Source organism: Bifidobacterium hapali (assembly GCF_002259755.1).
Lineage (GTDB): Bacteria > Actinomycetota > Actinomycetes > Actinomycetales > Bifidobacteriaceae > Bifidobacterium > Bifidobacterium hapali.
Genome location: NZ_MWWY01000021.1, coordinates 51,128 through 65,619, shown reverse-complemented (window position 1 = coordinate 65,619; position 14,492 = coordinate 51,128). Strand labels below are relative to the sequence as shown.

The window sequence follows — 14,492 nt, the reverse complement described above, 5'->3', positions numbered from 1 at the left end:
CTCCTCATGTCGAGATTGCCATGTAGATTAGACGATTGCTGTGTCGAGGGGCCGGTCGCCGCATAAGCCGGTCACTCCGAGGGTCCAGCCGGGCGGTGCGCGCATTATGCACGCCAGTCTTCCGGCGGATTGACAGGCTTCCCAAGGGCAAACCTGAGGGAGGAACGTTACGGTCTGTGGGTGTGAGCGCGCTGCTCATAGTAGATGATCGCAGACCCTGATTGTGACTGATATGCGGCAGCACTGAAGGAATATCATGGCTAACGCTATTGACGCATTTGACGCCAAGCACTTGAAGCCGGCTGAGGAAATCCCGGCTTTCCGTCCCGGCGACACTGTCGACGTGAACGTGAAGATCAAGGAAGGTAACAACTCCCGTATTCAGACGTTCACCGGTGTGGTGATCGCTCGTAAGGGTGCTGGTGTACACGAGACTTTCGTTGTTCGTAAGGTCAGCTTTGGTGCTGGTGTGGAACGTCGTTTCCCGCTGCACACCCCGTCCATCGACTCCATCAAGCTGGTTCGTCGTGGTCGCGTGCGTCGCGCCAAGCTGTACTACCTGCGCTCCCTGCGTGGTAAGGCTGCTCGTATCGTCGAGCGCCGCGACAACACCGAGAAGTGAGCATAATCCGCGCATTTGCTCGCATATATGTATGCGGCTAACTTGCGTGAGTAGGTGTACACTACAGCCCGGAACCGGTATGGCTCCGGGCTGTCGCATATCAGCGGCTTTGTGCTATAGAGAGCGGCATAATCGTTGCGATGTGGCGATGAGTAAGGAGTTGATTATGCAGTCAAACGATGACCGGCACACACTGATGGTGGCCGATCATGGCGTGAATCCGGCACCGATGACGGCAGATAACAATGCAGTTGCAACGTTGCGACGGCAGCGTGGTCACTCGTCGGCTGCGTCGGCTTGGCACGATGTACTGATTTGGTGCGGTATTCCAGTATTTGTTGTGCTCCTGATACGTATCGTGTTGATTGGCTGTTATGTTATTCCATCCGGTTCCATGCGTGACACGATTCAACCCGGAGATCGAGTTGCTACAAGCAAACTTGCTCCTAGTATCGATGGTCTGCATCGTGGCGATATTATCGTATTTGATGATCCGTCACACTGGTTGTCGCAAGAAGATCGTGGCGCGCTTGGTGGCGACTATCTGATCAAACGATTAATCGGATTGCCTGGCGACGTGGTCGAATGTGATGGTGCCGGTGAACCGATTCGTATCAACGGTGTTGCGGTTGATGAACGTGCGTATTTGCGTGACGGTGTTGAGCCGAGTGCATTTGCATTTCGTGTTGAAGTGAGTGCGGGTCATGTGTTCGTGATGGGCGATAACCGCGCAAATTCCGCCGATTCCCGGTATCATCAGGACGATAGTGAACACGGACTCGTACCAATCAAGAATATTGTCGGGGTGGCAGTCGCTCGTTACTGGCCGATTGCGCGCATCGGTACGTTGAACAGCCATCATGACACGTTCGCTGCTGTGCCATCCGGTCAGCATAATGGTAATTGATACCACCGTGACGCAACATCGTGACATACCATCGTGACACAAGAAAGGCAGTACAGTACATTGGCCGTCAGTGAGATTCCCACACTTAATCTGGAACATGAACTCGCTTCACAAGGTGCCGATCTCATTATCGGATTTGATGAGGTCGGTCGTGGCTCGCTTGCAGGCCCAGCGATGGTTGGTGCGGCTGCGATTTGGTCGCGTGATTTGACCATGTTAAGCGTGCCCGATGGGGTAGCGGATTCGAAAATGCTGACCGAGCATCGTCGCGAAGCGATTGTTGAACCGCTGAAACATTGGTGTGCAGCGTACGCGATTGGGCAAGTCACCAATCATGAAATCGATCAGTGGGGTATCGGACACGCACTTGGCATCGCAGCGTTGCGAGCGATCGGCGATATCGAACAATCGCTGGGACTTGGGAACACTGATCAATCCGCCAACTCCGTCACTATCGCCGGCATACTCGACGGACCATACGACTACATCACCAAAGCAATCGACACATTCGACGCGCCGACAATACCGGTCCCCGTTACAATCACCACCAAAGTCAAAGGCGATCGTCACTGTGCCACAGTCGCAACTGCCGCAGTTATTGCCAAAGTCACGAGGGATCATCTCATGGTCGAACTCGCGCACAGCAAGCCGCAATACGCACCGTACGCGTGGGAACATAACAAAGGGTACGGTTCAGCGGCGCACCGAGAAGCCATCGCCACTTATGGTCCGTCTGATTTGCATCGTGTGAGCTGGAATCTCACCTCACACAAGTAGCGATATTGCAGTTGATATTACAGCATTGTGAACGTTCTCACCGTGTCGTTAGCAGTGACGCGGTAAGCTAAAACACAGCACAGCAGCGTGACATGCGGGGAGGTTTGACGTATGGGTAACAGCCGTGGCACTAAGCGTCCATCTATGTTCGAGGTCGCGAAGCTAGCAGGAGTCAGCCATCAGACTGTTTCCCGCGTGATCAACGACTCGCCGGACGTGTCTGATACAACCCGCGCTCGCGTGCAAGCAGCTATCAAACAGCTTGACTATCACCCCAGTAATTCCGCACGCGCGCTTGCATCGAGACGATCACGCACCATCGGCCTGATCGCTGGTGGTATGCGATTCTTTGGTCCGATCTCAGCGATTTCGTCTATTGAAACTGTTGCGCGGCAGCATGGTCTGTTCATGTCGGTGATGATGGTGCATGAAGCATTGTGCACGCAGCAAGAGTTTGAGGAGCTGTGCGGCACGTTTAACGAGCAAAACGTGGATGCGTTTATTTTTCTGACGCCAACGGACGTCATGTTTGAAGCTGCGTGTCGCACGCAGGTGAGTCAGCCGTGTGTGTTTCTCACCTCAACGCACGGCACGCTTGGCGTAAGCGAAGGGCAGCGACTTGTTCGTGCGCGCGGTCGCGGTCGATTCTCGATGATGGGCGTCGACCAGTGGGGTGCAATGGAGGAGGTCGTGCGTCTGCTGGGGGAGTACGGTCACCGTCGCGCGCTGTATTTTGCCGGTCCTAGCGAATGGCGTGATGCTGCTACGCGACTAGATGCATGGGTGAAAACGACACGGTCGAAGTCGATTAGTTCGGTGACGGTACGTTGTGAAACGTGGGATTCGTCTGAAGCGTATGCACGGATGAATCATGTGCTTGATTCGATCGGCCAGTCGGGTGGCGTGCTTCCGTCGGTTGTGGTGTGTGCGAATGACAGTCAGGCGGTTGGTGTGGCGCGTGCGTTGCATGAACATGACGTGCGTATTCCGCAGGACGTGAGTTTGGTTGGGTTCGACGATATGCCAGCGATGGATAACATGTATCCGCCGCTGACGACTGTGCGGCCTGATTTTGAGCAGCTCGGCTCAGTTGCGATGCGTGAGACGCTGCATCTGCTCGGCGTGGGGGACGAAGTGACGTTCTCTTCGTCCGCGCACGGAGTGGGATTGATCGCCGCGAAAGTTGTGAATCGTTCATCGCTCGGTCCCGCTGCGCGACGATAGTAGTGTGCAGCTCACTCTGTCAGACGTTGTCTGAAGTAACTCCTGTCTCTTGGCTCTCCTGCAATTAAGGACGCGACGCGCGGACTTATATTTTTGGCTCGCCTGTCGGCTCGTATAGCGCCTACAAACAGCTCTGCTGTTTGCTTAACGGCGCCGTCCTGACAAGGGGAGCCACAGATAAAAACACTTCGCCCGGGACGGCAACGCTGACAAGGGGAGCCGCGAAAACGAGCATCGTACGCATAGCGCGTCTGCTTAGTGTTCGTCGTCGAAACTGAATAGGTCTTCGACGGTCGTATCGAAAATCTTTGCGATATCCATCGCCAACCGCAACGACGGACAGTACTGCCCCTGCTCAAGTCGGCCGATTGTCTCTCGACGCACGTTCACCATATCGGCGAGATCAGACTGCTTCATACCGCGCTCCATGCGGCGTAGTTTGAGGTTAGTCTTCATCATCACCACCAGATGTACCGTCATGTTCAAGCCACAAATATCGTGCGTCTGCAATCGCTAACGCAAGCATAGCAAGGCTTGGCAATACCATCGGTCCCACTTCAATCGGCACGCGAGTGACTAACGTGTACAGCATGCCTGCAAACCCGATAATCGTCAACGCAATCACCAACGTGAGCATCGCGAATCGGTATGCCGAATATTGATGCATATCGCTCAACTCGTCAGTACGAGGATTGGCGCGGTTGAACACGATAACCGTCCAAATTTCGCCGAGAATCCATACGAGTGCGATGACGCCCGTGATAATAATACCGTTGAGATTATTGTTGTAATACACTTGCGTAATGCAGGCGGCAGCACCGATGAGTTCAGTGATCATCCTGAACGCAATGTAGCGATTGAACGTCATAATACCCTCCGGTACGCAATTAATCTCGATTATAAAACGAGCTAAGCTATTCCGCCGGCCGCTAATCACAATTCTGAGTGGCAGAAAACGCTCGCTGAGACTATCGTCAGCGAGCGTTTTCTGCCACTCACAGATCGGCGCAACTCGTCAGTACTATCAGTACGACTATCAGTACTATCAGTACGAGCGATTGGCGAGCCAGTATGAATACGCCCCTTGAATCGAGCCGTATCGACTAGCACAGTAGTTCCAGAACCACTTGAGCTGCGTCTGATAATTCGTCGCCCAATCCGCGCCCGCTGAAGCCATCTTGCTACCCGGCAGCGCTTGCGGCAAACCGTATGCGCCAGACGAACCGTTCGTAGCGTTCACGCGCCAACCAGACTCGTGGTTAATAATGAATGCGGTTGCAGTGAAATCAGCTTCAGTATATCCATTTGACAGCAGGTAATCGTGTGCCCACTGCTGCATATCGCCGACAGGCGTTGTTGTACCAATGTCCGTCGAGGTTGCGTTAGCTTCGGCCACGCTAGACGTCTGCTGTTCAGCGGTGCCGACGAGAATCACTTTGTCGACTGGGGCTTTCTTGACAAACGACGTGAACACGTTCGATGCGATTACTTGATCGCCGGAACGGGTGACCAAACTCGTGGTCTCCATAATGCCGGTTTCGCCTTCAGTCTCGACTTTCTCGGTGCCTTTCGGCAGGTCGGCAGTCTCTTTACGCACTTCGTTGAAAGCGATCGGCTCGTCTTTCGTTTCGACTTGTGTTCCGGCGCGTTCAATTGTGATGACTGTGGATTCTTTGACTGTATCGGTGAGTGCAGGCGTGACTTTATCGTTCGGCTCAAGCGTGATATCGCCTGCATCAAGTACGGACTTGACATCGGTGAAATGAGAGCCGAGTACAGTACGCGACTGTCCGTTGATTTTCACGGTGACGTATGTAGTGTTCTTATCAGCTCCGCGTAGATCGCTACGGGACTGACCACGTGAAACTTCAAGGGCGTCCGGGTCGGTTGCAGAATATGAGGTGACCTGCTGCTGTGCAGTTGCCTGATGTTCCGCTACATAAAAATTGCGGGAGATAACCCCTGCGCCGGCCAACATGCCCACCGCCGCCACGATAGCCCCTAACTTCACCCACTGTCGTGTACTGAGGGACTTTAGCGTAGGCGTGTGCTTGCGGTGATTGGCCATATTGCTCCTTGGTTGATCCAATATTTCGTACGTTCCGCCTTTCGGCGATGAACGGCACTTAAGTCCATAGTGTAGACCGTGAATGTGACGAGGGTGGATTTGGTTGTAATTCGGGGCGTATGAATGGCTGGTTTGAGCGGGGGTATACGAGACACGCGCGGGATAAGTTTAGTGATTTGACAAATATAGTTTAATGGTTTTATATTATCAATGTCAGCTGATCGCGGTGTTGCAGATTATGGTTACATGCGATGCGGTGGTTGGCGAACAACGAAGTTGACTGAATGGTCACGTTGCGCATCAAACGCAGCACACTGTCACGAAGGAGTACCGCACATGGGTTTGTGGGATATCGATAAGATCGAATACGTCGGCCGCACCAAGGGTCCGCAGGAGGGCCTTGCGTTCCACTACTACGACGCTGACAAGGTCGTCGCAGGCAAGAAGATGAAGGATTGGCTGCGCTTCGGTGTCGCATGGTGGCACACCTTCAATCAGGAACTCGTCGATCCCTTCGGCACTGGCACCGCCCATCGCCCGTACTACAAGTACACCGATCCGATGGATCAGGCGCTCGCCAAGGTTGATTACGCGTTCGAACTGTTCACCAAGCTCGGTGTCGAATACTTCTGCTTCCACGACCGCGACATCGCGCCGGAAGGCGATACGCTGCGCGAGACGAACGCCAACCTCGATAAGGTCGTCGACAAGATCGAAGAGAACATGAAGGCCACCGGCGTCAAGCTGCTGTGGAACACCTCATCCCTGTTCACCAACCCGCGCTTCGTGTCCGGTGCCGCAACCTCCCCGTTTGCGGACATCTACGCCTACGCCGCAGGCCAGCTCAAGAAGAGCCTCGAGATTGGCAAGCGCCTCGGCGCTGAAAACTACGTGTTCTGGGGTGGCCGTGAAGGCTACGAGAACCTGTGGAACACCGAGATGAAGCGCGAAACCGACCACATCGCCAAGTTCTTCCACATGTGCGCCGACTACGCCAAGGAAATTGGCTTTGATGCCCAGTTCCTGATCGAGCCGAAGCCGAAGGAGCCGACGCTGCACCAGTACGACTTCGACGCGGCCACTGCCATCGAGTTCCTGCGTAGCCACGACCTGACCGATGTCTTCAAGCTCAACCTCGAAGGCAACCACGCCAATCTGGCCGGCCACACCTACCAGCATGAGATCCGCGTTGCCCGCGAGAACGGCTTCCTCGGCTCGCTGGATGCCAACCAAGGCGACAAGCTCATCGGCTGGGATATGGACGAGTTCCCGACTGACCTGTACGAGACCGTCGCCGTCATGTGGGAAGTTCTGCAGGCTGGCTCCATTGGCCCGCGCGGTGGCCTGAACTTCGATGCCAAGCCGCGTCGTACCTCCTTCTACGCCGAGGATCTGTTCCGTTCGCACATCGCCGGCATGGACTCCTATGCTGCTGGCCTGCTGGTCGCCGACAAGATGAACCGCGACGGCTTCATTCAGAATCTCATGGCCGAGCGTTATAGCTCCTATGATTCCGGCATTGGCGCAACCATTGAGAACGGTACCGCCACGCTGGCCTCGCTTGAGCAGTACGCGATCGACAAGCCGCAGTCGGAGCTCATCGCTGCGACCAAGTCCGATCACCTTGAGTCGGTTAAGGCCACGATCAACAACTACATCGTCGACGCGCTCGCAGAGGCATGATCGTCTGATATGAGTTCGGAAATGGTTTGGCCAACTTGTCTATGACAGGGCGGTTGACTCAAACCGATATGCGGGCGGGTTGCATGAGCAGCTCGCCCGTTTGTTACATTACTGACGTTTATCGGTTAATCGTGTGCAACATGTGTACCGTATCATTGTTGATGTCGGTGGCAATATAGGATTGCTGAACTGATTGCATGGAGATTACATAAGACGTTGTAAAAAAATATGAATCGGGAAGGGGTTTACCATGATTATCGCTGCACTTACTGCCTTTGGCCTGTCCCTGCTCGGCATTGCTATGCGTGCGCGTATGCGCCGCGACGGTCGACTCTAGTCTGTGTCTGTAGCACATCCCTAATGCAGGATGAGCTGTCAGGCGTAAATCATCGCAAGCGGCTCCCCTTGTCAGGACATTGTCTACAAGGAGAGCCGCTTAGTTTATGGCCTCAGCCGCGGTACTGCGCGTACTGAGCGTATACTTGCGGCGTTGGTTCGCCAGTCAACGTATCCTCGATCGTCAACTGCCATGCCGGTGGTTCAGCCTCGCCAGACAGCACCCACGCAGCCTGACGTGCCGCACCAATCGCTACATACTCGTCAGTCTTCGGCAGTAGCACATCGGTACCGAGAATCGACGGCGCATATGCGCGCACGGCCGCCGACTTCGCGCCGCCGCCGATCAACAGAATACGACGCACATCCACGCCGAGTCCCTTCACCAGCTCAAGGCAGTCGCGCTGCGAGCATAGTAACGCTTCCACAAACGCGCGCGCAATATTCGCCTTCGTGGTATTACGCAACGTCATACCGTGTAACGTTGCGGTCGCGTCCGGTCGGTTCGGTGTGCGCTCTCCATCAAAGTAGGGGATGAGCGTCAGTCCTTGCGCTCCCGGCACTGACTGTGCGGCTAGATCAGCGAGTTCATCGTAGTCGACGCCGAGTGCAGCACGACCGGCATCCGCAATACGCGATCCGTTAATCGTGCAGGCAAGCGGCAACCAGTGACCGGTGCAGTCAGCGAATCCAGTCACCGAAGCGGTCATATCATACGCCGGAACCGGGGAGATAGCCGCTGCTACGCCTGACGTACCAAGGCTGATCGAAACGTCGCCCACGCCCATGTTGAGGCCGAGTGAGGCCATCGCGTTGTCGCCGCCGCCCGGAGCGATAATGCAGCCGCCGGGTACGTTCTTGCCAGCGATTGCAGGGTCAGCGATCGCGCCTGTTTCCGTTGGCGCGAGTACGCGAGGTAGAATCACATCATCGCGGCCGAACGCCAGCTTGAACAGGTCCATGCGGTATGTGTTGGCTGCGGAGTCGAAGTAACCGGTACCGGACGCGTCGGAGCGGTCGGTAAACAGTGCATTCAGATCGGCAGTCGCGTTCGTATCAGTATCGGCATCGACCGGACCGTGACCAGCGATACGCCAGCTCAGCCAGTCGTGCGGTAAACAGACCCCAGCAACGCGAGCGGCATGCTCCGGCTCATTTGCAGCAATCCACGCGATTTTTGTGATCGTCAGCGATGCGACCAGCGACGAACCAACAGCTTTCACCCAACGCTGGCGACCGCGCATCACCGGATCATCACTGAAGCCTGCCTCAGAACCATCCTCAGCTTTGTCTGGTGCGCCTAGTTGCGCGATCAAACGTTCTGCGTCCGGTGCCGAACGAGTGTCATTCCACAGCAGTGCATCGCGCACTACGTGACCGGTCTTGTCGAGCAGTACCATGCCATGCTGCTGACCACCGACCGCCAGAGCGGATACGTCGTCGAGTCCGCCGGCCTGCTCTTTTGCCTCAAGGAACGCGTTCCACCACGCGTTCGGATCGCAGCTCGTGCCGTCCGGGTGCTTCGCTTGACCGAAGCGCACCAGCTCACCGGTCGTTGCATCGGTGACACGCACTTTGGTTGATTGTGTGGACGTATCGACGCCAGCTACCAGAATTCGGGTCATAGTGCCTCCTTGCATTGGAATACGTATGATCATCAGTAAGTTAGATCATTAAACTATCGAGTCCAGTGTATCACGACGTCAGACTGCGCTGTGATAGTAACGCAACTCCTGACGCAGGGCGCTCAATCCGCGCTTAATCCGTACTCAAGTCGCCAACACCCCTGTCGGTACTACTCTCGTCAATCTTGCGAATATCGTGAACTCCAGTAGCCCACACAATAAGCGGCAGTGCGTAAAATGCGTACGATTCAAACTGAACATACAAATACGCAACCAAAACCAGCCAACATACTGTTTGCCGACTCCACGCGTGATGCACGGTCACATGCGTCATAATCAGCACTACCAGCGCAAGGAAACAGAGCAGTCCAAACTCGGTGATGAAACTGGCATACGCACTCATCGTAAACGTATTTGCAGGAGCCTTCGCCAGTCCATCAATCTCAGTGCTTGCCATGCCGCCGTGCGCGTTGTACCAGCGGCGTGCGCCCGCGTAGCCGTTACGTACTGCGGCATAAATATTGCCCGAACCCCAGCCGAAGAGAAGATGACTGAAATCGTGTTTCCATGCCCACATTGGTGCGAGCATGTGGAAAATACGGGCGCTCATCGACCCGTCGCCAGACAACAAACCGTTCGTCGCGAGCGAATTAAGTCGTGGATTGAACAGCAGCGCACTCACGCCACCGCCAGTCATGAGACTTAACGCACCGACAAATCCAGCAGTGAGACGGCGCGAGCGGAAGTTGACCGCGGAAATCATCCACAAGATCGCGGCGACGATCGAGTCGAGTACGATACGCGTCCCCGATCCCATTGCAATCGCTGCAATCGCGAAAACCGGTACGAGTACGCCGATACGACGGTCGCGAGTGAGCCAGAAAACTGGCAGAAGTACGCCGAACAGGTGCATACCGATATAACTTGGCTCAGCGAACATAAACTGCGGTCGTTGACTCGCGTAATATCGGTAGATCAGTTGCCAAAAGTACACGCGAACCGGCTGCCAGTTCCAGTTTTTCTCAAGCGCAACATACTGAAGTATGCCAGTGCCAAGCGCGACAATATATGCGGCAAAGAGCGCGGTTACAAGCGTGCGAACAGGCAGTTGTTTCAGTCGAATCGCGATGTCGAGTGAGGCGAGACACGCGAGACCAAGTAGTACAGATAGCAGTGATTTTGCGATTGCTGCTGGCTGAACGTCGATAGTTTGCCATCCGTAGAACGACATGACAACGAGCAGAATTGGGAAGAGGAAAAATGGGAGAAAACGTCGCGCGGTGTTGCGTAGGTAACGCCAGTTGACGAGCGCGTAAGCGGCGAAAAGCCACGGTGAGATCGGTGTCCAGTACGGCAGCGTGATACCAACTTTAGTACCGTCGAACGGGAGCATGGCGATAGCCATAAAAAGCAGTAAATCAGACGGCGTAATCGTGATGCGACTGATGGTCGCGGTGAGTGAGGAGTTGGTGAGTGGCGGCAACGGCGGTTCGGCGGTGATGTTTACTGATGATGTGCTCGTGCTCATGCGACGTGTCCTCTCGTTGATTCTGTCTGTACCTTACCAAGCGAATGTGTGCACAATGTCGAGATCGGTGACGAAATGGTAATGAAATTGTTGTAAAAAGCGCGAAATCAGTGTTGTGCCATGTGAGAACTAAAGATGGTGTAAGCATGAACGAAAAGTAGAGAAATATAGTTGGTCTGTGGGGGTACACCCTGATTGATATCATCAGTCTGTTTTGTGTTCACGTTGATTGAAGAGGGAGAACCTCGTGGTTTCCACAGAGAACAATGGACTCCAACAGGGTCAGCTACAGGCTGAGTCTGTTGATGGACGAGACGGCGGCGTGACTCTGATGGACATGCTGCGGATTATCCGCAAGCATGTTATCGCAGCCATTGTGACGTTTGTCGTCGTTTTTGCGGCTGTTTGCGCGTACACACTGCTCGTACCGCCGAAATACTCGGCTACGGCGCAGGTATTCGCCACATACAGTGATACGGCTGCTAACAGTGGCGATATTTCCAGTGTGAACAACGCCAGCTCGTACATTTCAAACCAGATTAAGTCATATCCGACGCTGGCTACCACCGAATCGGTTCTCCAGCCAGTCATTGACGATCTGGGTTTGACGATGACAGTCAAGCAGCTCGCGGGTCAGCTGACAGTGACTAATCCGTCGCAGACAGCGTTCGTGAACATTACTGTCGAGAATGATTCCGCGCAACAGGCTGCGTCAATCGCAAACGCTGTCGCCAAGTCGTTGAGTTCGGTGGTGCAGACTTCGCTGTATGCGTCCGATCAAAAGTCGCCGGTGAAGCTGTCTGTTGTCCAGCAGGCGTACGAACCGACGTCGCCGAGCTCGCCAAAGGTTGCACTCAATATGGCGATTGGCATTGTGGCTGGTGTGATTCTTGGCGTGTTTGTGGCCTTGATTAAAGATTTGCTCTCGACCCATATTCAAGAAGCGCACGATCTGCAGGAGATCATTGATGCACCAATTATGGGCCGCATTCCATCTGACGAGAGCCTCGATAAGTCAGTTCCGGTTATGGTGTCTGCACCAAGCAGCCCTATTGCTGAGGAATACCGTCGTATTCGTACGAACCTGTCGTTTACGCAGCCGGTCGAAGGCACAAAGTCTCGTCTCGTGGTGATTTCGTCGGTCAGTCCGAATGAAGGTAAGACGACCACGTCGTGCAATATTGCGGCAACGCTTGCGGAGAACGGTGCAAGCGTGCTGCTGATTGATGCTGATCTTCGCCACCCGTCTGTGGCAAACAAGCTGTCGCTCGAAGGTAATGCTGGTCTTACTCACGTTCTGTCTGGTCAGGCAGCAGTGAAGGATGTTGTACAGCGCTACTGGAAGCCGAATCTGCACATTATGCCGGCTGGCCCGAAGCCGCCAAACGCGTCTTCGTTGCTGAACTCGCTGACGATGAAAGAGTTGATTCGTCAGGCGCTCACTCAGTACGACTATGTGCTCGTTGATACGTCGCCGATGATCGTGGCGAACGATGCGGCAATATTCGGCGCGATGGGCAACGGTATCGTTCTGGTTTCTGGCCGCGGTGTGACCGACAAGCGTGAGTTGCGTGATATTGCGGCTCAGCTTGACAATCTCGGTGTGTCTGTGACTGGATTTGTCTTCAACTTCGCGAGGGAAAGCAAGAAGACCAGCAGTTACGGTAACTACTATTACAATGATGACGAAGATGAGTCAAGCCGCAAGAAGGGTGGCAAGAATCGTCGTAAGTCGAGTACTGCGCGCCGTTCCAAGTGATGTGCAGTGGGTACTGAGCTGGTCGCGTAGCGCGTTTATAAGTGCAGGATGAGCTGACCGCTGAATTATAAACTCGGCTCTCCTTGTCAGGGGAGTTGGCCGTGAAGCGGCCTGAGGGGTAGTCACATCTCTGGAACATTCAAAGAGTGTTGACTACTCCTCAGTTGTCTGCAATGAAGCTCCTCTGACAAATGGGGCCAAGAGCATTACAAACGAACTTCTAATGCAGAAGTTCGTCGGTGTGTGCGACACGCCGGTGGTTGCGTTGTGTGGGAATGGGAGTATATTAGCCGTTTGTTGCATGAAACATGGCAGCGACTGAGCCTTGCCCCTGTAGCTCAGTTGGTTAGAGCAGCTGACTCTTAATCAGCGTGTCCAGGGTTCGAATCCCTGCGGGGGCACCTTCTGAAAGCCTCGACCGGTCCCCGGTCGGGGCTTTTCTGTTGCTGGTGCGGGGTCGTGGCAGAAAATGCTCACTGAGTGCTTCTCAGTGAGCATTTTCTGCCACTCGTGTTGGGTGTGTGGCGGGTTCGTGTCAGTGTGTGGCGGTTTTCTCTCGCTGAGTTCACCGTCAGCGAGAGAAAACCGCCACGCACTGACACGAGTGGTGTTGTACTCGATATATGCTCCACTGCAGTATCTTGTGCAACCTAGTTCCGCAACGTTCGCCGCGCCGAACAGGCGGCACGGTTCAGCCCTTGGCGTAGCATTGCATCGTTTGTTTGACACGTCCGCGCGTCATTGTCATCCCACACCAGTTCGAGAGAGAAAAGAAACCGCAGTGGAATACTCACTATTCACTAAGCTGGCGGCCGAATTCTTCGGTACTGCCATCCTCATGATTTTCGGCAACGGCTCTGTCGCCAACGTCGAGCTCAAAAATACCAAGGGTCATCATGCCGGTTGGCTCAACATTGCTATGGGTTACGGCTTCGGTGTTATGTTCCCTGTTCTCATGTTTGGGGCCATTTCCGGCGCACACATTAACCCAGCCATGACCATCGCTCAGGCCATCAACGGCATGTTCCCGTGGAGTGATGTGTTGCCGTACATCGTTGCCCAGTTACTCGGTGCAGCACTTGGCCAGTTCATTGTCTATCTCACGTATTACCCGCATTACAAGGAGACTGAAGACGCCGAGGCAATCTTTGCTTCGTTCTGCACGAGCGATGCCGACGATAAGAAAGTCAACTATTTTGTCAACGAGATGTTCGGTACGCTCGTGCTCGTGTTCGGCGCACTGTGCTGCTTGATGGACCCGTGGGGTGTTAAGGACCCGGCTGCCGCCGCGATCGTGGTTGGCTTCATTGTGTGGGGCCTCGTCACTTCGATGGGTGGTCCGACTGGCCCTGGTTTGAACCCGGCTCGCGATCTTATGCCGCGCGTACTACACGCCATTCTGCCTATTCCTCACAAGGGTTCGTCGCGTTGGAATGAAGCGTGGATTCCGGTTGTAGCTCCGATCGTGGGCGCGATTATCGGCGCATGGTTGTTCTCGTTCTTCTTCGCAGCCTGATCTAACTCGTAATCGGCCAGCGATCTCAATGATCGGCTGACAAGCATATATCAATCCGGCGGTTCCTCACAAAAAAGGGGCCGCCGGATTGGTATATGTGGCGTTATCTAGTCCCGGCTATACCGGATATATAGTGTTTCAGCTTTCTGTGAGTGGGGGCTATGGGGGCTTCTGCGGTGTTTTAGGTTGGCCTGTGTGATCGTGTTTTGTGCGGTGTGCGGTGATTTGAAGGCTTTTTGCGAACTGAGAGGCAGTTTTTCGATCGTGCAAGGGTCTTTTTGCAATCTGAGAGGCAGATGTTCTGCATACTATCCTCATGTTAATGGTTTTCGGGGGTATATATTGGCCTTGTGTTCAGCCCACGCTGCCTCTCAGATTGCAAAAAGACCCTTGCAAACAGCGAAATCTGCCTCTCAGATTGCATATTGCATGAGTGCAACGCGGGTA

The 14,492-nt window shown here is 54.4% G+C and carries 12 protein-coding genes and 1 tRNA gene; 8 read left to right on the top strand and 5 right to left on the bottom strand.

The features are described from left to right. Nucleotides 1–256 precede the first annotated feature (256 nt). From rplS to BHAP_RS04815, 4 genes are all read left to right on the top strand, one after another. Nucleotides 257–622, top strand: a complete 366-nt coding sequence (gene rplS / locus BHAP_RS04830) for a 50S ribosomal protein L19 (RefSeq protein ID WP_094729614.1) — start codon at nucleotides 257–259, stop codon at nucleotides 620–622. A 166-nt stretch (nucleotides 623–788) separates the two neighbouring features. After that, nucleotides 789–1,529 (top strand): signal peptidase I, encoded by a 741-nt coding sequence (gene lepB / locus BHAP_RS04825; RefSeq protein WP_338024684.1) that lies wholly within the window; start codon nucleotides 789–791, stop codon nucleotides 1,527–1,529. Between the two features lie 60 nt (nucleotides 1,530–1,589). Further along, on the top strand, nucleotides 1,590–2,306 hold the full coding sequence (locus BHAP_RS04820; RefSeq protein ID WP_094729612.1) for a ribonuclease HII: 717 nt from the start codon (nucleotides 1,590–1,592) through the stop codon (nucleotides 2,304–2,306). Between the two features lie 144 nt (nucleotides 2,307–2,450). After that, nucleotides 2,451–3,530 (top strand): LacI family DNA-binding transcriptional regulator, encoded by a 1,080-nt coding sequence (locus tag BHAP_RS04815; RefSeq protein WP_094729687.1) that lies wholly within the window; start codon nucleotides 2,451–2,453, stop codon nucleotides 3,528–3,530. A 255-nt stretch (nucleotides 3,531–3,785) separates the two neighbouring features. Here BHAP_RS04815 and BHAP_RS04810 read toward each other — a convergent pair whose 3' ends face one another. The 3 genes from BHAP_RS04810 to BHAP_RS04800 form a co-directional block, all read right to left on the bottom strand. After that, nucleotides 3,786–3,986, bottom strand: coding sequence for a helix-turn-helix transcriptional regulator (locus BHAP_RS04810; RefSeq protein WP_211279690.1), 201 nt, complete (start codon nucleotides 3,984–3,986; stop codon nucleotides 3,786–3,788). Next, the gene (locus BHAP_RS04805) at nucleotides 3,976–4,398 is read right to left on the bottom strand and encodes a hypothetical protein (protein WP_094729611.1); all 423 of its coding nucleotides are present in this window, start codon (nucleotides 4,396–4,398) and stop codon (nucleotides 3,976–3,978) included. The genes BHAP_RS04810 and BHAP_RS04805 overlap by 11 nt, the downstream gene beginning before the upstream one ends. A gap of 177 nt (nucleotides 4,399–4,575) precedes the next feature. Then, the gene (locus BHAP_RS04800; RefSeq protein ID WP_094729610.1) at nucleotides 4,576–5,598 is read right to left on the bottom strand and encodes an aggregation-promoting factor C-terminal-like domain-containing protein; all 1,023 of its coding nucleotides are present in this window, start codon (nucleotides 5,596–5,598) and stop codon (nucleotides 4,576–4,578) included. A 336-nt stretch (nucleotides 5,599–5,934) separates the two neighbouring features. Here BHAP_RS04800 and xylA point away from each other — a divergent pair, with 336 nt between their 5' ends. Further along, on the top strand, nucleotides 5,935–7,281 hold the full coding sequence (gene xylA / locus BHAP_RS04795; RefSeq protein ID WP_094729609.1) for a xylose isomerase: 1,347 nt from the start codon (nucleotides 5,935–5,937) through the stop codon (nucleotides 7,279–7,281). A 449-nt stretch (nucleotides 7,282–7,730) separates the two neighbouring features. On the opposite strand, the gene BHAP_RS04790 is transcribed toward xylA, so the two are convergent. Then, nucleotides 7,731–9,242, bottom strand: coding sequence for a xylulokinase (locus tag BHAP_RS04790; protein WP_094729608.1), 1,512 nt, complete (start codon nucleotides 9,240–9,242; stop codon nucleotides 7,731–7,733). Nucleotides 9,243–9,375: 133 nt separating this feature from the next. Then, nucleotides 9,376–10,647 carry a hypothetical protein gene (locus BHAP_RS04785; protein WP_420807712.1) on the bottom strand — a complete coding sequence of 424 codons (1,272 nt, stop codon included), beginning with the start codon at nucleotides 10,645–10,647 and terminating at the stop codon, nucleotides 9,376–9,378. A 370-nt stretch (nucleotides 10,648–11,017) separates the two neighbouring features. Here BHAP_RS04785 and BHAP_RS04780 point away from each other — a divergent pair, with 370 nt between their 5' ends. The 3 genes from BHAP_RS04780 (at nucleotide 11,018) to BHAP_RS04770 (ending at nucleotide 14,045) form a co-directional block, all read left to right on the top strand. Continuing rightward, entirely contained in the window at nucleotides 11,018–12,529 is a 1,512-nt protein-coding gene (locus BHAP_RS04780) for a tyrosine-protein kinase domain-containing protein (protein ID WP_244569302.1), read from the top strand. Between the two features lie 327 nt (nucleotides 12,530–12,856). After that, nucleotides 12,857–12,930, top strand: a tRNA-Lys gene (locus BHAP_RS04775). Nucleotides 12,931–13,310: 380 nt separating this feature from the next. Then, complete coding sequence (locus tag BHAP_RS04770) at nucleotides 13,311–14,045, top strand: MIP/aquaporin family protein (protein ID WP_094729607.1); 735 nt, start codon at nucleotides 13,311–13,313, stop codon at nucleotides 14,043–14,045. The last annotated feature ends 447 nt before the right edge of the window (nucleotides 14,046–14,492 follow it).